The organism is Gordonibacter sp. Marseille-P4307 (genome assembly GCF_900604965.1).
Classification (GTDB): domain Bacteria; phylum Actinomycetota; class Coriobacteriia; order Coriobacteriales; family Eggerthellaceae; genus Berryella.
This window is the reverse complement of record NZ_UWPD01000001.1, coordinates 1,021,963-1,045,363: the sequence shown is the minus strand read 5'-3', so window position 1 is coordinate 1,045,363 and position 23,401 is coordinate 1,021,963. Positions and strand designations below refer to the sequence as shown.

The window sequence follows — 23,401 nt, the reverse complement described above, 5'->3', positions numbered from 1 at the left end:
GCCCTTTCAAGAGGTGCGCAGGTCGTCGCAGCGCATGCGAGCGAAACCCCCTCGTTGGCATACGCCCCCAGTCGCACCGGCAAGCGAAACGCTACCGAAGCGTTGACAATGCCTTTACCCCTCTACGAACTGGAATAACACTACTTATTGATAGATGTAAGCCCCGTGGACACAATATATTGTGTCCACGGGGCTTACATCCTGGATCCGTTTGACGTATGATAGCCGCATCGATTTGCAACCTACCCAAACATACCCCCGCCCATCGCGCATCGCATCTGCGACCGCGTTGCCCAACCACTCGGAAAAGAGGTCCCGTCCATGAAGATCATCAAGCGCAACGGATCCGAAGTCCCCTTCGACGTCACCAAGATCGCCAACGCGATCGCGGCTGCGAACAAAGAGGTCAAGGAAAACCAGCGCCTGACCGAGCGCCAAGTCATGTACGCCGCCGCCAACGTGGCGGACCTGTGCGAGGCATCGGGCCACACCGTGTCGGTCGAAGAGATCCAGGACATGGTGGAAGACGAGATCATGCGCTTGGACTGCTATGAGGTCGCCCGCAAGTACATCATCTACCGCTATCTGCAAAACCAGAAGCGGCACAAGAACACCACCGACGATCAGATCCTCGCCCTCATCGAATGCAACAACGAAGAGGTCAAGCAGGAAAACTCCAACAAGAACCCCACGGTCAACTCCGTGCAACGCGACTACATGGCCGGAGAGGTCTCCAAAGACCTCGCGATGCGCAAGCTGCTGCCACCCGATGTGGTCGAGGCGCACAAAGAGGGCATCATCCACTTCCACGACTCTGATTACTTCGCCCAGCACATGCACAACTGCGACCTGGTGAACCTCGAGGATATGCTTCAAAACGGCACCGTCATCTCGGGCACCCTCATCGAAAAGCCCCACAGCTTCTCGACCGCCTGCAACATCGCCACGCAGATCATCGCGCAAGTCGCATCCAGCCAGTACGGCGGACAGTCCATCTCGCTGTCCCACCTCGCGCCGTTCGTCGACGTCAGCCGCCGTCGCATCCGCCGCGAAGTCATCGACGAGATCAACAGCCTCGGTCTGGAAGCCGCATCCGACCGCATCGACGAAGTCGTCGAAGGACGCCTGCGCGACGAAATCCGCCGCGGCGTGCAGACCATCCAATACCAGGTAGTCACCCTCATGACCACGAACGGCCAGGCTCCGTTCGTAACCGTGTTCATGTACCTGAACGAAGCGCGCAGCGAAGCCGAGAAGCACGACCTGTCCATGATCATCGAAGAGACCCTGCGCCAGCGCTACCAAGGCGTGAAGAACGAAGAGGGCGTCTGGATCACGCCGGCGTTTCCCAAGCTGGTCTACGTGCTGGAAGAGGACAACATCGCCGAGGGCTCGCCGTACTTCTACCTCACGCAGCTCGCAGCCAAGTGCACCGCCAAGCGCCTGGTTCCCGACTACGTGTCCGAAAAGATCATGAAACGCTCCAAAATCGACAAGGACGGCAACGGCCACTGCTACACCCCCATGGGATGCCGCAGCTTCCTTACCCCCTACGTGGACGAAAACGGACAGCCGAAGTATTACGGCCGCTTCAACCAGGGAGTCGTCACCATCAACCTACCCGACGTCGCTCTGTCCGCCGAAGGGGATCTCGATAGGTTCTGGACCATATTCGACGAGCGGCTTGAACTGTGCCATCGGGCCCTCATGGCGCGCCACAACCGCCTGAAGGGAACGCTGTCCGACGCGGCGCCCATCCTGTGGCAGCACGGAGCGCTTGCGCGCCTGAAAAAGGGCGAGGTCATCGACAGTTTGCTGTACGGAGGCTACTCGACCATCAGCCTGGGATACGCCGGCTTGCACGAATGCGTCTTCGCCCTCACCGGGCGCAGCCACACCGATCCCGAAACTACGCCGCTCGCGTTGCAGATCATGCAGCATATGAACGACAAGTGCGCCCAGTGGAAGGCCGAGCACAACATCGACTTCTCCATCTACGGCACCCCGCTCGAGTCCACCACCTACAAGTTCGCCAAAGCGCTGCAGCGCCGCTTCGGCATCGTCAAGGGCGTGTCCGATCGCGGCTACATCACCAACAGCTACCATGTGCATGTAGCCGAAAACATCGACGCCTTCGACAAGCTGGCTTTCGAAAGCCAATTCCAGCCGCTGTCCCCCGGCGGAGCCATCAGCTACGTCGAGGTGCCCGACATGCAGGACAACCTGAAGGCCGTCATCGCAACCATGCAGTTCATCTACGACCACATCATGTACGCCGAGCTCAACACGAAGTCCGACTATTGCCAGGAATGCGGATACGACGGCGAGATCATGATTATCGAAGAGGACGGCAAGTTGGTGTGGGAGTGCCCGCACTGCGGCAACCGCGACCAGGACAAGCTGAACGTCGCACGTCGAACCTGCGGATACATCGGCACCCAGTTCTGGAACCAGGGTCGCACGGCCGAGATCAAAGACCGCGTTCTGCATCTGTAGTTCCAGATTCTGAAACGCGGCTGCCGCCTCGCTCACGCGCCGCCCTTGAAGGCCGGGTGATCTCATGAAATACGGAAACATAAAGTTCTTCGATATCGCCAACGGCGAGGGCGTCCGCACCTCGGTGTTCGTTTCGGGATGCACACATCGCTGCAAGCACTGCTTCCAGCGCGAAACCTGGTCGTTCGACTACGGAGACCGGTTCGACGCAAAGGTAATGGAGCGCGTCGTCGAAAGCTTGGGGCCTTCTTACGTCGAAGGCCTCACCGTCCTGGGCGGAGAGCCCATGGAGCCGCGCAACCAACAGGACGTGCTCGAACTTGTCGAAGCAGTGCGAAGCCGCTATGGAAGCACGAAGACCATTTGGATCTATACGGGGGATCTCTACGAGGATCTTACCGACCCGGAAAGCGAGCGCCATACTCCCTTTACCGACCGCATCCTCGAACGCATCGACGTTCTAGTAGACGGCCCTTTCGTCGAGGAATCGAAGAACATCACCCTGCGGTTCAGGGGATCCGAAAACCAACGCATCATCGACGTCCCCGCCACGCGCGCAGCGGGGAGCGTGCGGCTATGGCAAGACCTGAAGGTCTACTCGACCCACACCATGGACTAGGTTGCCGAGACCGTCTCGCGCCGAGCATCCAGACGGCGGTTGCGGAAGTACACGGCCCAGTTCGCACCAAGTGCCACAAGATTGACGACATACACCGCAAGCACCCAGGTAACCTGCCCCGATACGAACTTCGCCGCAATACCTGCCAGATATCCGAACGTGATAAGGCCGATGAACTGCCAACTGCTTCCCGCAGCAGTTGCGGCTTTGTATCCCTTCCATGCGTTCAGCGGCCACGAAAGACCGAAGCTGACCAGCATCAGCGCCTCTAGAACCTCCGCCATTCCTACGCTCCCTCGAAAAACGAACGCTGTTCGCATCCGATTATGCTCCGCTTGCGCGGAAAATGGAGCGTATCGGCAACGTTCCACACCGCCTGCACGTTTTTCTCACCGAACCCGAAAACAAAGCGCGCCGCATCCATCCGTCCCCCGCAACCGCATGGCCTCTTCGGCTAAAAACACCCTACGCCAGCGCCATCGTATCCGCATCTGCAACGATGGGCATCGGCCAGGCACGCGAGGCAGCTGCCGAAGGGATGCGCCGAGGGTATCTCACCCGCGCGGAAAAAGCGAACGCGGAAAGGGGTTTCGCGCGACAGAGAAAACGAGGGCTCTCACATGACTCGAATCCCGATCGTTTCCTTGGGTAGAACCACAAAAACGGCCCCGACGCAACCGACGCCGGAGCCGTTTAGGCCAACCTACCAAAAATCCCTTCTCGGAACCCCTATCGAGAAACCCCGGAAGCGGCTTCGCGTGAGAACAGCGCGATCATCCCGGCGTTAAGCGCGATCGCGCACAGCATCCATCCCGATACCCACGGAAGCGAGACGAGCTCGGCGTTGACGGCCCCGAACGAGCCGGCCGTAGCCACGCAAACCAGCGCGCCACATGCAGAAAACCTCAGCATCACGCGCTTGAACCAGCCCTCCGCACCGCCGCGAAGGGCCGAGGAGAGCCCGACGCATGCGGCGGCCACCAGCGTCGCAGCGCATAACAGAACCATCAGCAGCACGATCTTCGTTTCGACACCGCCCTTGCTGGCTATCTGATGCAGCTGAACGCCCGAGAACAGGCCGGCCACGATCACCCCGAGACACACCAACGACACCGCCACGCATACCGCGCCCCACACCAGGGCGGGCCCCGCCGCACAGCGGCCGGATTCACCGCGATACACGTAGGCGAACACCAGCACCGTCGCAACCGCAAGCGCCATCGCCAGACCGCTTGCGACCATGAATCCGATCAAGGTTCCACCTGAAAGCGCCATGCACAGCTGGTCGAGCGTCGAACCCGTCTGGATATACGGAGCAGTCGCCGCACGATAGCTGTACGAAAACGCCCCGGCCGCATCGAGGGCGAACACTCCGATGCGTGCGAACAGGGCGACAAGCAATCCGCCCAGAAACACCGACCCGAACGGAGCGACGCCCTTCTTCAGAGCTGCAAACATGTATCACCCCTCCTTAGTCGAGTTCCGCATCGTTGGCGAACGTTCCGCACAGGTATCCGCCGCAAAACGCCAGGCTCACGTCGCCCAAAAGCGAACCCAGAATGACGTCGCCCACATACGAGTTCTCACCGCATGCGCCCCCTGCCGTATGCCAGCCGGCGTACAGGCCGGGAATAACGCGACCCGACGTGCTGACAACCTGCATGCGATCGTTGATCATGAGACCGGCCTTCGTGCCGTACAGATTGCCTCCGATACGGCATCCGTAAAACGGCGGAGTAGCCACCTCGTGCAGCCATTCCTCGGGCATGGGGTACATGAAGTCGTCTTTGCCCTTACGGCAGCATTCGTTCCACTTCTCAACGGCTCCGACCAGGATCCCCTCGCCAAAGCCCAGGTCGGCCTCCAACTCCTCAAGCGTGTCGCGCTTCTTCAGAACATCGGCCTCGATAGCGTCCTCGACGCCGTGATGCCAGTCGCGGTAATGCTCGGGAATCTTCTCGATCTGTTCGAGGTCGGGCGAGATCAGCTTGCGGCAATGCTCTTGGGCGAACCCCGCAAGATGATCCTCAAACTTCGAATCGAATATGATATACGAACGGTGCCCCGGAGGCGTCATCTGCACCGTCGCCAAATCTCCCAGCGCATAGATGGCCGCCGCCCCGTCCTTCTTCACACGCGAGTCCATATAGCGCAGACGGTTGCCCGCACGATCGATGGTAAGCCAGGGCTGACGCGAGAGCTGCGTCATGCCGTCGTATAGGAAGCGCGCCCACTGACCTCCCTCGGAAGCCCAATCCACACCGCCATCGAACGATGCCGAGCTGTTGAAACCGGACACGTCGGCCAAAACGCCCAGTCCCATGCGGAAGCACTCGCCCGTCTCCCCCAAAGGAAGATAGCTGGATGCGCAACCCATGGCAGCCGTCGGAATGTACTTATCGAGCAGCGCCTTGTTGTTGCAGAAGCCTCCCGCCGTAAGAATAACGGCCTTTCTCGCGTGAATGGAGATCTCGCGCTCGTAACCCTCTTTCGCGTAGATGCCCACCACGCGTCCGCTGTCGTCTTGGACAAGGGCCGTCGCGGGACACTGGAAGTGGAAGTCGACCCCTTTGCGCAACCCGTAGCTGAACATCGCATCGGTGGCGTCCTTCATCTTGAGAACATGATGATCGAGCGTCGAGTTCTTCGGAGCCACATACACCGGAATCTCGCCCAACCGCCATTGAACGCCGCAGTCGGCCATCCAATCGATGCACTTGCCCCCGCCTTCGGCGATGCGGTGGATGAGCAGCGGATCGGCCGCAAAGTGATACTCGTCCATCGCCCAGTCGGTCATCTTCTGAGCGTCGAACGGATACGAGGGCAGCGCGAAGCGCCGCTCTTCCTGCAAACGGGATCCACCCAAGATCGCGCACATGCCGGCAGACTGGGCGTTTCCCCCCTGCAGCCCGGCCGACTCCACGCAGATGGTCTGCGCGCCCAGCTCGGCCGAACGGGCCGCCGCGTTCAGGCCGCCGCCGCCCGCTCCCACCACCACAACATCGCACTCGTAATCCCATGCTGCAGGTACGGGACGCGGTGCGATGGGAGTTGCGTCGTTTGCCGGAAACGCAGCGGCGAAATGATCGCGGTACGTTGCATCCCCTCCACCCGATCCGTTTCCCTGAGCGCTGTCGGGGACGGCAACGGCACGAGAGCCGTCAGCCGACCAATCGCCGATGAACCCCCGTTCGACCGCGAACGCGTTCAGGGGCGTCGCATTGGCCGCCACCGCACCGGCGGTTGCCGCAAACGCCATACCCAGAAAGTCGCGACGGGAGCAGCCGTTCATCTGTTCCTGTCCGTTGTCCGACATGTCTAACCCTCCTTCTGCGCGCTTACCGATGCGGCTGCGGCCTGGGAAAGCGCATCGGCAACGGCGTCGCGCACGGCTTGCGTCGTGATGGTGGCGCCGGAGATCGCATCGATCTCGCTGTCTTGGGCCGCATCGATCATGCGGGCGTACACCCCGTCGCGGATAGCCTCGTAGCCCCCCACGCTCTGGGTCTCGCCTTCTTGGGTCATCTGCGTGCAGGCGATGACGTTTCCTTCCACCCGCAACGTCACGGTGATCAATCCGTCCATACCCTTCGCGACGCCCGTGTACGTGCCGTCGGCATACGATCCGCTTGCCGTCTTCCGCTCAAGCGGAGCCCGGTCGATCCAGGTGTTGGGCGTGTGGATGGCCAACTGCTCGGCGCTGGCGGCGTCCTTGGAGCCGGACCCCTCAAACGACGCCCCGCACCCCACAAGGCCCGCAGCCATGGCCACGCTTACGCCACCTATTACGATAACTTGGGGTTTCAATATAAATCCCCCTTCCTTACCGCCGCGATGCCGCTGGGTTTTCCCAGCCGTCCGGCGTCTTGAAATCATGGCATCCGTTACACCACATCTGGGAGGTACCGTGCGACGAATGGCAATACGAGCAGTCCATCGCATAGGCTCCCATCGATCCGGCCAGAACCTCGCCCGAGTCCTCTCCTCCGTAGTACTGATGACTGAAATGCGGGTTCACACCCTTTTGACCGCCCCAGTCCCGAGTGGACGAGGCGATGTCCTCGAAATCGTGGCATCCGCCGCTCGTGCACTTCTTGTAATCGAACGAAATACCCTGATCAACCAGATTACCCCGATCATCCACCTTGAAATCCCCCCGCATCCAGGAGGTCGCTTCGGCAACCTGCTCTTTCAGCGTGGCGGGGTGGCAGTCGAGGCACCGTACGTTCGCTTCGCGATGCGCGGCCATGATGGGCTGCTCGCTCTCCAGGTACCCTTCGACGTACGAATCCATGGGCTGATGGCAGATCGCATTGCAGAACTGCGGCGTCGCATGCCACACGTTGAACCCGACCCCCAGCGCAACCAGAACCGCGGCGATACATCCTGCGATTGCCCAGCGCTTGCGCTTTACCTGCGGTCGCTTTCGAGTGCCTTCGGGCGCAAACGGAGAACCCGTGTCCTTGTCAGGCATAGCTTCCCTTTCTCTTACCCCTGCCGCCCAACGCGGCAGGGGCATCCGATCTCGTATCTAGGCCGCAGCCTCGCGGCGCTCCATCGCGCGGTCGAAGTCGCGCGTGCCGGTGAACACCTCGTGGGTATACGGGTTGACCCCCAGTTTCTTGGCGCGATAGACCACATAACCCAGCGCCGCCACGTTGGCCGCAAGCGCAACCAGCGACACCGTCGTGTTCGTCGTCGCATTCAGCGTCGACTGGACGGCGAAGATGCTGTCAACGCCCATATCAGGGAAGCTTATCTGGAACGTCGGGAATACCTGGGCGAACATGCACCAAATGGCAAGCGTGTACGCACGGTTCTGAATCCACGCTCCCTTGTTCCACAGCGCATTGGCAACCGTCGGAGCAAGCAGCAGAGCCAAACCGCAGTACCAAGCGTGGTTGGGCAGGCAGTTGTAGGTATAGCAGAAGTTCCACAGGTCGTAGGAAATGATGAACACCCACGTCATATCCGGCCATAGCATGTCGTGCTTCTTCTTCGACACGTAAATGCCCCACCAGCCGGTCATGCAGAAGATGTTGAGGATGCCCGCAACGCCGTTGAACACGTTGTTCCATCCGCATACCTGGGTCGCGTGCTCGGAGGTAACCCATACCGGCGAGCCGTTCTGCATGAAGAAATCCCCCGTGAAGAAATGCGCCGCCGACTCGAAGTCCGAGATCACCGCAATGAGTATGTTGATGGCGACGATCACGAACGGGAAGCATTTGAACATGTGGGATTTCCCGAGCTTTCCCCACCGGTACTTCAAGATCATGAAGCCGATGCAACCGGCCAGGGCCGCATACACCTTCGCGTAGTGGAACCAGCCGTTCTGGAACACCACGGTAGGATTGTTCACGCCCCAATCCAAACCCGCGCCCGCCGCAGCGGTCACGACGACGCAGTATACGGTCATCACGATGGGCAGGGCGACGAACATGAAAATGCCGCCCGCCTTTGAGCGGCGCGCAACCTCGTTCAGCAAGATCAAACCGCAGAACACCATCGCCCAGCCAAGCCATTGGTATAGCGCATGGTCGCCGTACACCTCGAATAACATCGCTTCCTCCTTACGCCGTTCGCTCATTCCGATATCGAACCGGAACCAATCCCCTTTTTAGATGCAAGAGCCCAAGCCCCCTTCGGGCGCTTCCTGCATATGCACCAAGGCGGATGAACCCGCCTAGCTCTCTGCCAAGCGTCTCGCCGCTACACGGCCTCCGTCACGCAAAACGCGCACCTCGACGCGCTAGGGACGTAATCCAGATCCAACCGCAGGGTCTGGGCGACGATATCCGCCAGCACCTCGTCGGGCGCTTCGGGGTTGTAGCGCATGTAGCTCACCAATCCGCTGATCAGCACATAGAATGTCTCGAATACGTGATCGATCTCGATCTCGTGGTACCGGGAGTAATCGACCACCGTGGTGTCGGTGATGTAGCGGGCAAGCGCTTCAGATACGCGCGAGGCGAACTTCAGATACAAACCCGCATTCTCGTTGTTGGCAAGATCCTTACGCAAGGAATTATTATCGAACAGACCCCTGCGAATCACCTTGACGCTCTCGGACAGAGCCTTGCGCACGTTTCCGGGTTCGCGCGAAGCGTTCCAATACCGAACCAACTCGACGAAATCCTGAACGTACGTATCGAGAACCGCTTCGGTGACGTCGTCTTTGTTCTCGAAGTAGTGATAGAACAAACTGCGCGTCACGCCCACCTCGGCCGCAATGTCTTTAACCGACGTGTTGCCGATGCCCTTTCTCTCGTACAGACTGCGAGCCGCCTCGACGATATCGGTTCGCCGAAGCTCTGCAATGGGCGCATGCTCGCTCTGTCCAGGCGCTGCGACCGTCATGGCAACCTCTCCATCTGCCTCTATCCGAACATAGGCACATAATATATTCATATTTGACAGTGCGTCAATGAACAGATTTCAAAAAGTGTCAACGCCCTGAACAGGTGTTGTAAGGAGAAGTAATTTTATTGTCTGAAGTCCTGATGAAAATTTCAGGCGCTATCAAACGGTTGATAAACACCAAGGAGAACCGGAGGACAGCGGGATGGGCCTCGCCTGCGCCCTCTCCCAACCAGATTCGAGACGAAGCGTGCTGATAACGATGTCGGCGATCACGTCATCGGATGTGTCGGGATAGCGTCGGACGAGACCCACCAGTCCGAACAGCAGCAGATAGACCGTTTCATACGGGTGAGCCAAATCGAATGGGTGAAACCTTCTGTATTCGGGAATCATCTCGCGCAGGCAGAACCTCGTCACCTCGTCGGCGCATCGAAACGTGAAGCTCAGATACCGATCGGCGCGGGCCGATCCGGCTATCTCTTCGCGCAAGGGATTGCTATCGAACACCGCCTGGCGGAACAGGCGCACGCACTGGAACACCGCAGTGCGCACGTCGCCCCGCACACGGCGCTCGTTCCACCGATGCGCCAGCTTGACGAAGTCCCTGACGTACGTCAGAAGAACCCATTCAGTTATATCGTCCTTGTCGGTGAAATAGTGGTAGAAGAGGCTGCGCGTCACGTACAGATGATCGGTGATGTCTTTGACGGAGGCGCGCTCGATCCCCTTCTGTTCGTACACGTACCGAGCGGCTTCGATAAGCTCCTTGCGACGAAGCTCACCTGCACGAAGATGGTTTACAACAGGTTTTTCTGGATGACGAGCCATAGCTTCCATCCTTTTGCACGACCCAACTTTGGCCCGTACTGTAGCATAGTGAGAATATCTGATGTAATCCGCATGTGACGTTGAGACGCAATCGAGTTATTAGTAAAATAAATAACCTGATACACGATGATTCTCTTTGTCGGGTTAAGCTTTTGCTCTCGCGCATCTTCGTTCCGGAGGCTTCTAAGAAACATGAAAGGGCCTGGTCTTTTGAGCGGACGCAGGCCCCTGGACAGCCTTTCTCGGGCACATTCGCTACAGCCGGACTCCCAATTCGTCTTCCACCAAGTCGAATGCCGCCGCAATCGCCTTGTCCATGTCGTAGTACTTATAGCCGCCCAAACGGCCGGCGAACACCACCGAACCCTCCTTGTCGGCCAGCTCGCGATAACGCTCGTACAGCGCGGAGTTGCGCGCATCGTTGATGGGATAGTACGGCTCGTCACCAGGATGCCAGTTCGCAGAGTACTCGCGGGTGATAATGGTTTTGGGCTGCGTTCCGAACTCGAAGTGCTTATGCTCGATGATGCGCGTCCAGGGCACCTCGCGCTCGTTGTAATTGACCACCGCAACGCCCTGGTGATTCTCCTCGTCCAACGTCTCGCTTTCAAAGCGCAGGCTGCGGTATTCAAGCGTTCCCAGACGATAGTCGTAGAATCCGTCGATCGGGCCGCAGTAGATCGTACGCGCGGCGATATCGGGCTGCTCGGCGACGAGATCGCGATACTCCACGCCACAGCGCACCTCTACGCCTTCAAGCATACGCTCGATCATCTTCGTGTAACCACCCATGGGAATACCCTGATAGCGATCGTTAAAATAGTTGTTATCGTAAGTGAAGCGGCACGGAAGGCGCCTGATGATCGATGCAGGCAGATCCTTGCAGTCGCGCCCCCACTGCTTTTCGGTGTAACCCTTCACCAGCTTTTCGAAGATATCGCGACCAACCAGGGAAAGCGCCTGCTCTTCGAGGTTCCGCGGCTCCCCGATGCCCTCAGCTGCGATCTGCTGGGCGATCTTCTCCTTGGCCTCGGCCGGCGTCACCACGCCCCACATACGGGAGAACGTGTTCATATTGAAGGGCATGTTGTACACTTCGCCCTTGTAGTACGCAATGGGACTGTTTACGTAATTGTTAAACTCGGCGAAACAGTTCACGTACCTCCATACGTTCTCAAGCGAGGTGTGGAAGATGTGCGCCCCGTACACATGGACGTTGATCCCCTCGATCTCCTCGGTGTAGATGTTTCCCGCCACATGGTTGCGGCGATCGATAACGAGACAGGACTTTCCCTGCCGACAAGCCTCGTGGGCGAAAATCGCCCCGGTAAGCCCCGCTCCAACGATCAGGTAATCGTAATGCGCCATGTTGGGTCCTTTCCTCCGCGTTTCGCCCTCGCGAGCGGTTAATGTGCACAAGCGATGTTTCTGGTCAGCGTATATGTGGGAACGACTCGTTCGAGCACCTTGACCGCCTCTTCATCGGTTCCCGAAAGGATTGCCTCGAGGTCGGAGAGCTTGGAGTCCACCTCGCTGTAGCTTATCTCTTTGCCCGTGGAGATCATGATGCCCTTCATCTTGGTAGGCAAGGTGTTCTCCTCGTTCATCAGCAGCTCCTCGTACATCTTCTCGCCGGGACGCAGTCCGGTGAACTCGATGCGCACATCTTCGTCCACCTTCAGACCCGAAAGCGTGATGAGGCTTTTGGCTAGATCGACGATCTTCACCGGATCCCCCATATCGAGGATGAATATCTCTCCTCCCGATGCCATACCGCCCGCCTGGATAACCAAGCGCGAGGCCTCGGGGATGGTCATGAAGAACCGCTCGATATCGGGATGGGTTACCGTAACCGGGCCGCCCTCGGCGATCTGCTTCTTGAAGATGGGGATAACGCTTCCGTTACTGCCCAGCACGTTTCCGAAGCGCACAGCGGCGAAAACCGTCTTGGATTCCTGCGCGTAGTGCTGAATCACCATCTCGCCCATGCGCTTGGTGGCGCCCATCACCGACGTCGGATTCACCGCCTTGTCGGTTGATATGAAGATGAAGCGGTCGACTCCAAGCTCATCGGCAAGCTTAACGGTATTCAGCGTGCCGAACACGTTGTTCAGGATAGCTTCGCGAGGACACATCTCCATAAGCGGCACGTGCTTGTGCGCGGCAGCGTGAAAGACCACCGAGGGCCGATACTTCTCGAACACGTCGCGCAAGCGCTCGGGGTTGCAGATGCTCCCGATCTCGACGATCACATCCACGTCGTCGTACTGGTTCATGAGCTCGTTGCGCAAAAGATAGGCATCGTTCTCGTACATGTCGAACACCACGATGCGCCGCGGTGCGACCGTGCACATCTGGCGGCACAGCTCCGAACCTATCGATCCGCCGCCTCCGGTAACCAAGACAGTTTTTCCCGAAATATAACCGCACACCACGCGGGTATTCAGAACCACTTCCTCCCGGCCGAGAAGATCGGCGACGTCCACCTCGCGCAAGGATACGTCTTCGATTTCGTCGATGCGCAGCTCGCGCACGTTGGGAAGGGTGCGCAGCTGGCAATCCGTCTGCGTGCAGATCTGGTAGATACGGCGACGCTGCTCAAGGGAGGCCGAAGGGATGGCGACGACAATCTGCTCGATCCCGTATCGATCCACCAAGACCTTGATATCGTCGCTGGTTCCAAGTACCGGCACCCCGTGAATGCGCAGCTTTCGCTTGCTTACGTTATCGTCAACCACAAGGACGGGCTCTCCCGGCATAAGAGGATCTTTCGAAACCATGCGCATGATGGCGAGACTACCGGTTTCCCCCGCTCCCACGATCAGCGTGCGCGGGCGGTTCTCGGCGTGCTTTACCAGCTCGAACTCGCGACTCTTCGAACGCGCGATGCGAAACAGCATGCGAATTCCGCCGATGAAAAAAACCATGAGCAAAAGCGCGCCAAGGTAGACGCGTATGGGAATCCAATGCCCCATAAGCCACAGGAAGACCGCGGTGACCAACGTGCTGATGGAAACGGCTACGACGATCCTCAGCGCATCGTCAACCGAGGCGTATTCCCAAAGGTTGTTGTACAGCTGAAACACGAGAAGAAACGACAGGTTCACCACGACGGCCGCACCCAAGAGAAAGTAGATCTCATGCGTACCAAAGACCTCGTGAGCCAACCCCGTTAACAGGGAAGCAAGATAGTATGCGAAAAACGTCGCCGCAATATCCCAGAAAACCAGAATCGCCGTGCGACGGGTAAACCTAATATCCATGCGTAAGTCCTTGCCGAACTTCGACGTGATCCTATGCAAACAGGGTAAGACCCGAGTGCCCATTTTACGGCTTAACTGGAGATAAATAAACAGAAAGCGCTCGTGAAAGCGGAAATCAGCACACCCTCGCGCACGGTTGAATCGAGGGAACGGAGCGCCCTCGCCCGAACCGAACCGAACCGCCCGCATGCCCGAAACGAAGAGGAGGGGGCCCTCGCGGGCCCCCTCCCTCGCGCACCTCCCGGTGCGCCCTGCGCGAGCGCGGCTCCCTATCCTCCCGCAGCCTGGCGCTGCAGTACTTTCGGCGACGGCGGGCTTAACTGCCGAGTTCGGAACGGGATCGGGTGATCCCCGCCTCCATGGCCGCGCTCGCGCAGGGCGCGGGCGGTGGTGCTCTGCGGCACCCTGGCGGCTGCACAGCGCCCATCGAGAGCGACCGCGGCGCGGACATGCGCGGCGGACCGTGTTGAGAGAAGAGCTCGGCCGATTAGTACCGCTCGCCTGAGCCCGTCGCCGGGCTTGCAGCTGCGGCCTATCAACCTCGTGGTCTACGAGGGGCCTTACCGGACAGAGGGCTCATCTTGGAGGCGGCTTCCCGCTTAGATGCCTTCAGCGGTTATCCGCGCCGGACGCGGCTAAGCAGCCGTGCCGTTGGTCGACAACTGCCGCACCGGAGGTCCGTCCGCCCCGGTCCTCTCGTACTAGGGGCGGGTCTCCTCAACCCTCTTGCGCCTGCGGAGGATAGGGACCGAACTGTCTCACGACGTTCTGAACCCAGCTCGCGTACCGCTTTAATGGGCGAACAGCCCAACCCATGGGACCGACTCCAGCCCCAGGATGCGATGAGCCGACATCGAGGTGCCAAACCTTGCCGTCGATGTGGACTCTTGGGCAAGATCAGCCTGTTATCCCCGGAGTACCTTTTATCCGTTGAGCGACGGCCATTCCACGCTGGGCCGCCGGATCACTAGAACCTGCTGTCGCACCTGCTCGGCTTGTTGGCCTCGCAGTCAAGCCCGCTTGCACTCTCGCGCTCTCGGGACGGGTGCGGACCGTCCTGAGCGGACCTTCGCGCGCCTCCGTTACGCTTTGGGAGGCGACCGCCCCAGTCAAACTGCCCGCCTGGCACGGTCCACCCGCCGGATCACGGACGGGCGTTAGGCCGCCGGCGCGAAGAGGGCAGTATTCCAAGGTCGGCTCCACCGGGGCTGGCGCCCCGGCTTCGATGCCTCCTGCCTATCCTCTACGCTCCGGGCCAACGGCCAATGCCAAGCTGCAGTGAAGGTTCACGGGGTCTTTCCGTCCTTCCGCAGGTAGCTCGCATCTTCACGAACAATGCAATTTCACCGGGACCGTGGTCGAGACAGCGCCCAAGTCGTTACGCCGTTCGTGCAGGTCGGAACTTACCCGACAAGGAATTTCGCTACCTTAGGACCGTTATAGTTACGGCCGCCGTTTACCGGGGCTTGGCTTCGGCGCTTCGCCTTGCGGCTGACGCGTCCGCGTAACCTTCCGGCACCGGGCAGGCGTCAGACCCTATACGTCGCCTTGCGGCTTGGCAGAGTCCTGTGTTTTTGGTAAACAGTCGCTTGGGCCAATCCGCTGCGGCCGCCAGCGGCTTCGGGGGCGGGCCCCTACACCGCCGGCGGCACCCCTTCTTCCGAAGTTACGGGGCCATTATGCCGAGTTCCTTGACCACGGTTCCCCCGATCGCCTCGGTATGCTCTACCTGCCCACCTGTGTCGGTTTTGGTACGGGCGCCCATGGCGCTCGCATGCGCGGTTTTTCTAGGAAGCATGGAATCTGCGGCTTCGCACCAGGTGCTTCGTCTCGCCTCTCGGGATCAGCGCCGACCGTGCTTGACAAATCGGCTCCCTACCGGCTTTCACGTGGACGTCCAGAACCACGCCCGCATATCCTTCTCCGTCACCGCTCACGCTCGGGCGCGCCATGGGCGGTACGGGAATGTCCGCCCGTTGCGCATCGGCTACGCCTTCCGGCCTCGCCTTAGCTCCCGACTGACCCTGGGGGGATTAGCCTCGCCCAGGAAACCTTAGGCTTGCGGCGGACGAGTTTCTCGCTCGTCTCTCGCTACTCATGCCAGCATTCTCGCTTCCCGGAAGTCCACGGCGGGTCGCCCCTGCCGCTTCGCCCCTCCGGGAACGCTCCCCTACCGCCGGATACGGTGTATCCGGCCCGCCGCTTCGGCGCCGTGCTTAGCCCCGTGTATTGTCGGCGCGCTCCCACTCGACCAGTGAGCTGTTACGCACTCTTTGAATGCATGGCTGCTTCTAAGCCAACATCCTGGCTGTCTGGGCGAGCGCACATCCTTTGCCACTCGGCACGGACTTGGGGGCCTTGGCGGGCGGTCTGGGCTGTTTCCCTCTCGAGCGCGCAGCTTAGCCCACGCGCTCTGACTCCGGGCCTGTGGGCCCGCGGCATTCGGAGTTTGGTTTCCTTCGGCAGGCGGTGAAGCCCCCTAGGGAATCCAGTGCTCTACCACCGCGGGTGAACGGCCCGGGCTAGCCCTAAAGCTATTTCGGGGAGAACGAGATATCTCCGGGTTTGATTGGCCTTTCACCCCTATCCTCGGGTCATCCCCTCCGTTTTCAACCGAAGTGGGTTCGGCCCTCCACGGGGTCTTACCCCCGCTTCAGCCTGCCCAAGGATAGCTCACCCGGCTTCGCGTCGGCGGCATGCGACTCACGCGCCCGTTTGAAGGCTCGCTTTCGCTGCGGCTCGCTTCTAAGCTTAACCTCGCCGCATACCGCCACTCGCTGGCTCATTCTACAAAAGGCACGCCGTCACGGCATTTCCAGCCGCTCCGACTGCTTGGGGGCGCACGGTTTCAGGTGCTGTTTCACTCCCCTCTCGGGGTGCTTTTCACCTTTCCCTCACGGTACTGGTTCGCTATCGGTCACAGGAGAGTGTTCAGCCTTGGAGGGTGGTCCCCCCGGCTTCGGTCCGGGTTTCACGTGCCCGGACCTACTCGGGGACGCGCCGGCGGAGGCCATGGGTTTCGCGTACGGGGCTCTCACCCGCTTCGGCCGGCCTTCCCAGGCCGTTCCGCTACCTCATGAGCTTTGTGACTCCGCGGGGACCCTGGGGGGTCCCCCTCGCGCGCCCCGCAACCCCGAAGACGCGAACCCCCCAGGGCGCGTGCGTTCTTCGGTTTGGGCTGGTGCGCTTTCGCTCGCCGCTACTCGCGCAATCTCGGTTGATTTCTCTTCCTCCGGGTACTTAGATGTTTCAGTTCCCCGGGTTGCCGCTTCCCGCCGTATGCGTTCGGGCGGGAGCGAGCGGGCATAACCCCGCTCGGGTTCCCCCATTCGGAGACCTGCGGATCGAGGGCCGTTTGCGCCTCCCCGCAGCTTATCGCAGCTTACCGCGTCCTTCTTCGGCTTCCTGTGCCAAGGCATCCGCCGTGCGCCCATGGTATCTTCGCTCTAGATCCGCTGTCAGTTCCCTGACATGAAAATCCCGATGGGTTTCGTATCGCATATCGCGCGTTGAAACGCGATCGCAGATGCGATGGCCGTGCTTGAAAAGCACGACTATCTGTATCTTTGGAGAACCATATTCAATATGGTTATGATCATCATCTTTGTTCTCGATGAAACGCTATGCAGCTGTCAAGGTGCCGTCGGGGGCCGGAGCCCTCGGAGCCGGATGCTGGATTACGGGGGGCGGACGGCGCCCCGGTTCGGTCGGCCCTTCGGCCGGCCTAGCCTTCAGGTGTCATTCCAGGCCGCGGGCGGTCGCCCGCGGTAGGACACTTCGCGTGTCTCCCTAGAAAGGAGGTGATCCAGCCGCACCTTCCGGTACGGCTACCTTGTTACGACTTCACCCCCCTCACCCTCCACACCTTCGACGCCTCCGCCCCCTCGCGGGGTTCGGCCGGCGGCTTCGGGTGCAGACGACTCGGGTGGTGTGACGGGCGGTGTGTACAAGGCCCGGGAACGCATTCACCGCGGCGTGCTGATCCGCGATTACTAGCAACTCCGGCTTCACGGAGGCGGGTTGCAGCCTCCGATCCGAACTGGGGCCGGCTTTACGGGATTCGCTCCCCATCGCTGGGTGGCAGCCCGCTGTGCCGGCCATTGTAGCACGTGTGCGGCCCAGGGCATAAGGGGCATGATGACTTGACGTCGTCCCCGCCTTCCTCCGGTTTGTCACCGGCAGTCCCCCGCGAGTCCCCAACTGAATGCTGGCAACACGGGGCAGGGGTTGCGCTCGTTGCGGGACTTAACCCAACATCTCACGACACGAGCTGACGACAGCCATGCACCACCTGCGCAGGCTCCTCTCGGCCACGGCGTTTCCGCCGCTTCACCTGCATGTCAAGCCCTGGTAAGGTTCTTCGCGTTGCTTCGAATTAAGCCACATGCTCCGCTGCTTGTGCGGGCCCCCGTCAATTCCTTTGAGTTTTAGCCTTGCGGCCGTACTCCCCAGGCGGATCGCTTAATGCGTTGGCTTCGGCACGGGGGGAAGGCTCCCCCCACACCTAGCGATCATCGTTTACGGCTAGGACTACCAGGGTATCTAATCCTGTTCGCTCCCCTAGCTTTCGCGCCTCAGCGTCAGTGCCGGCCCAGCAGGCTGCCTTCGCCATCGGTGTTCTTCCCGATATCTGCGCATTCCACCGCTACACCGGGAATTCCGCCTGCCTCTACCGCACTCGAGCCCTCCAGTTCGGAACCCGGCCCGAGGTTGAGCCCCGGGGTTAGAGGTTCCGCTTGAAGAGCCGCCTGCGCGCGCTTTACGCCCAATGAATCCGGATAACGCTCGCCCCCTACGTATTACCGCGGCTGCTGGCACGTAGTTAGCCGGGGCTTCTTGTGCAGGTACCGTCACTATCTTCCCTGCTGAAAGCGGTTTACAACCCGAAGGCCGTCGTCCCGCACGCGGCGTTGCTGCGTCAGGGTTGCCCCCATTGCGCAATATTCCCCACTGCTGCCTCCCGTAGGAGTCTGGGCCGTATCTCAGTCCCAATGTGGCCGGTCGGTCTCTCAACCCGGCTACCCATCGTCGGCACGGTGGGCCGTTGCCCCGCCGTCTACCTAATGGGCCGCGACCCCATCCCCCGCCGCCTGGGCTTCGCCCGGCCCCCCATGCGGGGGGCCGGGATCGTCCGGTATTAGCCGGGGTTTCCCCCGGTTGTCCCGGTGCGGAGGGCAGGTTGGTCACGTGTTACTCACCCGTTCGCCACTCTATTCACGGCCGAAGCCGTCTTAACCGTTCGACTTGCATGTGTTAGGCACGCCGCCAGCGTTCATCCTGAGCCAGGATCGAACTCTCCGTTCGAAGTAAGCTCTAAACTAAAGTAACCGCCCCTCCCCTCGCGGGGACGGGCTGACGTGGTCCGTCTGATCCATCGGAGTCTGTTCGACTCGATCTCTCGATCTTTCCGTATCCAGTATCCGGTTCTCAAGGTTCCGGCCGGGGCCATCCGGCCCGGCCCGCCTCCCGCTCCCGCGTTCGGCGCGAGGAGTAATTCTAGGGCATCCGGATCGCTCCGTCAACCCCCTTTTTTTCCCGCCCCCCGCGGCCCTGCGGGCCCCGGGTTCCGGGCGCGCCCTCCCCGAGCGCGGGTTGCTACTATACGCCCCCCGGGGCCGCGGCGCAACGGGGGATCCCGTTTGTGGAGGGTTCTCCACAAACGGGGGGCGAAGGGCGTATGTCACCGCGGACCGTATTCTCTTTCTATATATAGGTGGATTCGATCCTTCCCGATTTATGTTACATTTTCCCCAGTAAAAGAAGGGTTTGCCATGTCACTTGACCGCACGTTCGTCGACATACCTCCGTATGCCCAAACCGCTTTCGAGGTTCTGGAATCCGCAGGATTCGAGGCCTGGATTGTCGGCGGGTTTATTCGCGATACCCTCATGGGGCGCTCCGATAACGTGCGCGATATCGACATGGCGACCTCGGCAACCTGGCGAGAAACCAAGCGGGCCTTCATCGAGGCCGGTTTTTCCGTCCATGAAACGGGAACCGATCATGGAACGGTTACGGTTGTCATCGAGCGGCACGCGTTGGAGGTAACCACCTACCGCGTCGATGGCATGTACACCGACTCCCGCCACCCCGACACGGTATCGTTCGCTTCTACGATCGAGGAAGACCTGGCGCGCAGGGACTTCACCATCAATGCGCTTGCCTACCATCCCTGCAAAGGGCTGGTCGATCCTTACGGGGGCGCAGCCGATATCGAAAAGAGGGTTCTCAGAACAGTCGGAGACCCCCCGCAACGGTTCGCAGAAGACGCCCTGCGCATCCTGCGCGGATGTCGGTTCGCTTCCCAACTGGGATTCGACTTCGAGCCCGCCACGTTCGACGCCATGCGCGCCGCAAAGTCCAAAACCCTTGCGCTGTCCCGCGAGCGCGTGTCCCACGAGATCGACCTGTTCATAACCGGCTCGCATGTCCATGATGCGCTGCTTCGCTGCGTCGATGTGCTGGCTCCCGTCCTCCCCGAACTCGTGGCCCTCGAAGGATTCGACCAGAAATCGGTGTTTCATTGCTACGACGTCCTCGAGCATACCGCCTGGGTTGTCCACAACACCCCCGCCCATCCTCTGGTTCGCTGGGCGGCCCTGCTGCACGACATCGGGAAGCCAGCCGCCTGCTACGAGTCGGATGGGGTGCGTCATTTTCGCGGGCATCCCGAAATCAGCGTCATCATCGGCCGGGGTCTGCTTCAGCGACTCGGTTACTCGCCGAAGTTCATCGAACAGGTGCTTGCCTTGGTGAGACGCCATGACGAACGCATCGCCGCCACGCGTAAGGCCGTGAAAACCGCCCTGCGCGACTTAAACGGCGACACGGCCCTGTTCATCGCACTGTGTCAGCTTAAGCGGGCCGATGCCATGGCGAAAGCGCCCGAATATCGAATGCGCGTCCAAACCTGCGATGCGCTGCTGGACATCCTCAGCGAGATCCTTGCGGCCGAAGAGCCCTTCACCCGCAGCGGTCTGGCCATCAACGGAAACGACGTCATCGCCCTAGGCGTTGCGCCCGGACCCGAAGTTGCCTGCGCTCTGGATGCGGCCCTTGACGCCGTAATCGAGGAAGAGGCGGAAAACTCCCTCGACGATCTGGTCTCCTTCGTTGAAGCCTGGATAAGCTCTCGGTAGCTTTCGCTTGAGCCGAAAAGGCTGCTCCGATTATTCTTAAAAATATGCTTGACGTATGCGGCAGGAGTGCGTAATATTACAACCCGCGCTTGCAACTTGAGTTTTTCTCAAGTGCACATCGAGAAATCGATGGGGTGTCGTCTAATGGCAGGACAGCGGTTTCTGGTGCCGTATGTGAGGGTTCGACTCCTTCCACCCCAGCCATTTTTCGGTAAGCAGCGCGAATGCCTCTGTGGCTCCGTCGTCTAGCGGTTTAGGACGCCGCCCTCTCAAGGCGGAGGTCGCCGGTTCGAATCCGGTCGGAGCTACCAGGAATTTCGAGCCAGCCGTTCATCGGCTGGCTTTTTCTTTTCTCGATCAGCCACATCACCCCTCCGCACCGTCGAAGAAGCGGAAAAGTCGGTTTTCTTTATCCGATAAGCCGATTGTTCCACATGTGATCGAGCGGACCCGGCCCCTTCCCCAAATCCAAACCAGCCGCAAGCGCTCCCGACAGGTACTGTTTAGCTGCACTCACCGAATCTTCCAACGAATGTCCGAGCGCCAGCCCGCAAGCGATCGCGGAGGAAAGCGTGCACCCCGTACCATGGGTGTTCGGGTTGTCGATGCGCAAAGCCTCGAACCACCGCGCAGGGCAAGCGGGCTGCGCCAGGACATCGTTCGCATCGTTGAGGCCGTGTCCTCCCTTCACCAGCACAGCGCAGCCGAATCGGTCGGCCAGGACGCGCGCCACATCCTCCTGATCAGCCTTCCCCTCGATCGGGCGACCAGAAAGGATCTCCGCCTCGGGGATGTTGGGGGTGATGATGCTTGCCAGCGCGAACAACTCGGTCGTCAGAACGCCGAGCGCATCCTCGCTGATAAGACGGGCGCCGCTTGTAGCCACCATTACCGGATCGACGACAACGTTCGTTGCGCCGTTTCGCTGCAAGGCGCACGCGACGCGCTCGGCAACCGATGCGCTCGATACCATCCCGATCTTCACCGCATCGGGTCTGATATCGGCGAACACCACATCTATCTGATCTTCGACGAACCTCGAAGCAACCTCGAGCACCGATGAGACGCCCAAGGTGTTCTGAGCCGTGAGCGCCGTGAGCGCCGTTTGGGCGAACACATGCATGCTCTGAATGGTTTTGATATCGGCTTGAATGCCGGCTCCCCCGCTGGAATCGGATCCGGCTACGCTCAGCACTGACTTCATATCGCCTCCCTCTGAACAACCGCGGCCTTACAGGTCGGAGCACTCCTCCATGCTTGCAAGCGCCTGGTTGACCGTGCGAACCGCGCACATCTCGCCGCACATCGTGCAGGTTCCCTCCACCTTGGGAGGAGCGCTCTCGAAGTATCGACGCGGTTTGACGGGATCGAGCGCAACCTCGAACATCGCGTCCCAATCGAGCACGCGACGGGCGCGAGCCATCTTCGTATCGGCCTCTCGGGCAAAGGGAACCCGCTTTGCGATGTCTGCCGCATGGGCTGCGATCTTCGATGCGATAACGCCTTCGAGCACGTCGTTTGCGTCGGGTAGGCGCAAATGCTCGGCCGGCGTCACGTAGCAGAGAAAATCTGCTCCGCTCGCCGCTGCGACCGCCCCTCCGATCGCGGATGTGATGTGGTCGTATCCGGGTGCGATATCGGTCACCAGAGGACCGAGCACGTAGAAGGGCGCTCCGTGGCACAGCTTCTTCTGAAGCTTGACGTTCGCCTGGATCTCGTCAATAGCCATGTGCCCAGGTCCCTCGACGATAACCTGCACACCTCGATCCCAGGCGCGCTTCGTAAGTTTTCCCAGCTCGATGAGTTCGGAAATCTGGGACGCATCCGTCGCATCATCGATGCAGCCCGGACGCAAAGCGTCTCCCAGGCTGATGGTGACATCGTAACGACGCAGGATATCAAGCAGGTTATCGTAATACTCGAAGAACGGGTTCTCGTTTCCCGTTGCCTGCATCCAGGCAAATACAAGCGATCCTCCCCTGCTGACGATGTTCAACTCGCGTCCCGTCTCCTTAAACGACTCGAGCGCGCGTCGGTTCAAGCCCGCATGAATGGTCATGAAGTCCACCCCGTCTGCAGCATGCGCTTCGATCACCGACAGAAAATCGTCGGCGGTTATCTGATCGAGCGGCTTGTCGAGGTGCCCGATCGCATCGTAGAGGGGAACCGTTCCGATCATGGCCGTCGACTTCTCGATGAGCTTGGAACGAAACGGATGCGTCTTTCCGCAGTTGGAAAGGTCCATGATCGACTCGGCTCCGTTATTAAGCGCAATGCGGACCTTCTCCCATTCCTCGGGAAAATCGGCCTTGTCTCCGGATACCCCCAGATTGACGTTGACCTTGGTGCGAAGGCCTTCGCCCACGCCCTCGGGATCGAGCGAACGGTGGTTCACGTTAGCGGGAATCGCAATGCGGCCCCGGGCAACCTTGTCCCTGATGAATTCGGGATCCAGATGCTCTTTGCGTGCGACGATGCGCATCTGCTCGGTTATCTCTCCGGCACGTGCGGCCTCAAGCTGCGTCATGATGCTCCCTTCGTTGGCATTACCCATATCAGGTTGAGGGTCGAGGCCGTCTTGCGAGCCTCCTCTCAGCCCGCCGCCGCGCCATCGCGCACGCGAGCTCCCCTATCCGCCCATGGCGGATGCGATGATTATAGGCAACCGACGTAAGGGGTTCGGCCCAAAGAAG

15 protein-coding genes, 2 tRNA genes, 3 rRNA genes and 1 riboswitch are annotated in these 23,401 nt (G+C 60.3%); of the genes, 5 read left to right on the top strand and 15 right to left on the bottom strand.

Annotated elements, in window-relative coordinates:
• The first annotated feature begins 321 nt into the window (after window positions 1-321).
• Window positions 322-2,496: an anaerobic ribonucleoside-triphosphate reductase gene (gene nrdD / locus EIH26_RS04630; RefSeq protein WP_124061104.1), complete on the top strand. Its 2,175-nt coding sequence runs from the start codon at window positions 322-324 to the stop codon at window positions 2,494-2,496.
• Window positions 2,497-2,560: 64 nt separating this feature from the next.
• Window positions 2,561-3,115 (top strand): anaerobic ribonucleoside-triphosphate reductase activating protein, encoded by a 555-nt coding sequence (nrdG, locus tag EIH26_RS04625; RefSeq protein WP_124061103.1) that lies wholly within the window; start codon window positions 2,561-2,563, stop codon window positions 3,113-3,115.
• Here the strand turns inward: nrdG and EIH26_RS04620 are convergent.
• From EIH26_RS04620 to EIH26_RS04560, 13 genes are all read right to left on the bottom strand, one after another.
• Window positions 3,112-3,399, bottom strand: coding sequence for a hypothetical protein (locus EIH26_RS04620; RefSeq protein WP_124061102.1), 288 nt, complete (start codon window positions 3,397-3,399; stop codon window positions 3,112-3,114). The two genes, nrdG and EIH26_RS04620, sit on opposite strands and share 4 nt — an antisense overlap.
• Before the next feature lie 445 nt (window positions 3,400-3,844).
• A complete protein-coding gene (locus EIH26_RS04615; protein ID WP_124061101.1) occupies window positions 3,845-4,573 on the bottom strand; it encodes a hypothetical protein in 729 nt (242 codons plus the stop codon).
• A gap of 13 nt (window positions 4,574-4,586) precedes the next feature.
• The gene (locus EIH26_RS04610; RefSeq protein ID WP_124061100.1) at window positions 4,587-6,431 is read right to left on the bottom strand and encodes an FAD-binding protein; all 1,845 of its coding nucleotides are present in this window, start codon (window positions 6,429-6,431) and stop codon (window positions 4,587-4,589) included.
• Window positions 6,432-6,433: 2 nt separating this feature from the next.
• The gene (locus tag EIH26_RS04605) at window positions 6,434-6,922 is read right to left on the bottom strand and encodes an FMN-binding protein (protein ID WP_241152757.1); all 489 of its coding nucleotides are present in this window, start codon (window positions 6,920-6,922) and stop codon (window positions 6,434-6,436) included.
• Between the two features lie 16 nt (window positions 6,923-6,938).
• A complete protein-coding gene (locus tag EIH26_RS04600; RefSeq protein WP_124061098.1) occupies window positions 6,939-7,589 on the bottom strand; it encodes a cytochrome c3 family protein in 651 nt (216 codons plus the stop codon).
• Between the two features lie 57 nt (window positions 7,590-7,646).
• Window positions 7,647-8,678: a DUF5692 family protein gene (locus EIH26_RS04595; protein WP_124061097.1), complete on the bottom strand. Its 1,032-nt coding sequence runs from the start codon at window positions 8,676-8,678 to the stop codon at window positions 7,647-7,649.
• A 149-nt stretch (window positions 8,679-8,827) separates the two neighbouring features.
• Window positions 8,828-9,475, bottom strand: a complete 648-nt coding sequence (locus EIH26_RS04590; RefSeq protein WP_124061096.1) for a TetR/AcrR family transcriptional regulator — start codon at window positions 9,473-9,475, stop codon at window positions 8,828-8,830.
• Between the two features lie 162 nt (window positions 9,476-9,637).
• Window positions 9,638-10,306, bottom strand: coding sequence for a TetR/AcrR family transcriptional regulator (locus EIH26_RS04585; protein ID WP_164470979.1), 669 nt, complete (start codon window positions 10,304-10,306; stop codon window positions 9,638-9,640).
• Between the two features lie 255 nt (window positions 10,307-10,561).
• The gene (gene glf / locus EIH26_RS04580; RefSeq protein WP_124061094.1) at window positions 10,562-11,674 is read right to left on the bottom strand and encodes a UDP-galactopyranose mutase; all 1,113 of its coding nucleotides are present in this window, start codon (window positions 11,672-11,674) and stop codon (window positions 10,562-10,564) included.
• Between the two features lie 38 nt (window positions 11,675-11,712).
• Window positions 11,713-13,569 (bottom strand): nucleoside-diphosphate sugar epimerase/dehydratase, encoded by a 1,857-nt coding sequence (locus tag EIH26_RS04575; RefSeq protein ID WP_124061093.1) that lies wholly within the window; start codon window positions 13,567-13,569, stop codon window positions 11,713-11,715.
• Window positions 13,570-13,825: 256 nt separating this feature from the next.
• A 5S ribosomal RNA gene (gene rrf / locus EIH26_RS04570) occupies window positions 13,826-13,940 on the bottom strand.
• 96 nt (window positions 13,941-14,036) lie between these two features.
• Window positions 14,037-17,015, bottom strand: a 23S ribosomal RNA gene (locus EIH26_RS04565).
• A gap of 347 nt (window positions 17,016-17,362) precedes the next feature.
• A 16S ribosomal RNA gene (locus tag EIH26_RS04560) occupies window positions 17,363-18,873 on the bottom strand.
• Together the 16S, 23S and 5S rRNA genes form the textbook arrangement of a ribosomal RNA operon.
• 467 nt (window positions 18,874-19,340) lie before the next feature.
• Here EIH26_RS04560 and EIH26_RS04555 point away from each other — a divergent pair.
• From EIH26_RS04555 to EIH26_RS04545, 3 genes are all read left to right on the top strand, one after another.
• Window positions 19,341-20,708: a CCA tRNA nucleotidyltransferase gene (locus tag EIH26_RS04555; protein WP_124061092.1), complete on the top strand. Its 1,368-nt coding sequence runs from the start codon at window positions 19,341-19,343 to the stop codon at window positions 20,706-20,708.
• Window positions 20,709-20,838: 130 nt separating this feature from the next.
• Window positions 20,839-20,912 (top strand) — tRNA-Gln (locus EIH26_RS04550).
• 30 nt (window positions 20,913-20,942) lie between these two features.
• A tRNA-Glu gene (locus EIH26_RS04545) sits at window positions 20,943-21,019 on the top strand.
• 98 nt (window positions 21,020-21,117) lie between these two features.
• Here EIH26_RS04545 and thiD read toward each other — a convergent pair.
• Window positions 21,118-21,912 (bottom strand): bifunctional hydroxymethylpyrimidine kinase/phosphomethylpyrimidine kinase, encoded by a 795-nt coding sequence (gene thiD, locus EIH26_RS04540; RefSeq protein ID WP_124061091.1) that lies wholly within the window; start codon window positions 21,910-21,912, stop codon window positions 21,118-21,120.
• 27 nt (window positions 21,913-21,939) lie between these two features.
• Window positions 21,940-23,262: a phosphomethylpyrimidine synthase ThiC gene (thiC, locus tag EIH26_RS04535; RefSeq protein WP_164470978.1), complete on the bottom strand. Its 1,323-nt coding sequence runs from the start codon at window positions 23,260-23,262 to the stop codon at window positions 21,940-21,942.
• Window positions 23,224-23,347, bottom strand: a riboswitch (TPP riboswitch). (Overlaps the previous gene by 39 nt.)
• Window positions 23,348-23,401 lie beyond the last annotated feature (54 nt).

Coding starts and splice junctions, on each gene's coding strand:
- EIH26_RS04575 (WP_124061093.1), bottom strand. CDS start 13,569: ATGGATATTAGGTTTACCCGTCGCACGGCGATTCTGGTTTTCTGGGAT.
- EIH26_RS04595 (WP_124061097.1), bottom strand. CDS start 8,678: ATGTTATTCGAGGTGTACGGCGACCATGCGCTATACCAATGGCTTGGC.
- nrdD (WP_124061104.1), top strand. CDS start 322: ATGAAGATCATCAAGCGCAACGGATCCGAAGTCCCCTTCGACGTCACC.
- EIH26_RS04620 (WP_124061102.1), bottom strand. CDS start 3,399: ATGGCGGAGGTTCTAGAGGCGCTGATGCTGGTCAGCTTCGGTCTTTCG.
- thiC (WP_164470978.1), bottom strand. CDS start 23,262: ATGGGTAATGCCAACGAAGGGAGCATCATGACGCAGCTTGAGGCCGCA.
- glf (WP_124061094.1), bottom strand. CDS start 11,674: ATGGCGCATTACGATTACCTGATCGTTGGAGCGGGGCTTACCGGGGCG.
- EIH26_RS04600 (WP_124061098.1), bottom strand. CDS start 7,589: ATGCCTGACAAGGACACGGGTTCTCCGTTTGCGCCCGAAGGCACTCGA.
- EIH26_RS04585 (WP_164470979.1), bottom strand. CDS start 10,306: ATGGCTCGTCATCCAGAAAAACCTGTTGTAAACCATCTTCGTGCAGGT.
- nrdG (WP_124061103.1), top strand. CDS start 2,561: ATGAAATACGGAAACATAAAGTTCTTCGATATCGCCAACGGCGAGGGC.
- EIH26_RS04615 (WP_124061101.1), bottom strand. CDS start 4,573: ATGTTTGCAGCTCTGAAGAAGGGCGTCGCTCCGTTCGGGTCGGTGTTT.
- EIH26_RS04555 (WP_124061092.1), top strand. CDS start 19,341: ATGTCACTTGACCGCACGTTCGTCGACATACCTCCGTATGCCCAAACC.
- EIH26_RS04590 (WP_124061096.1), bottom strand. CDS start 9,475: ATGACGGTCGCAGCGCCTGGACAGAGCGAGCATGCGCCCATTGCAGAG.
- EIH26_RS04610 (WP_124061100.1), bottom strand. CDS start 6,431: ATGTCGGACAACGGACAGGAACAGATGAACGGCTGCTCCCGTCGCGAC.
- thiD (WP_124061091.1), bottom strand. CDS start 21,912: ATGAAGTCAGTGCTGAGCGTAGCCGGATCCGATTCCAGCGGGGGAGCC.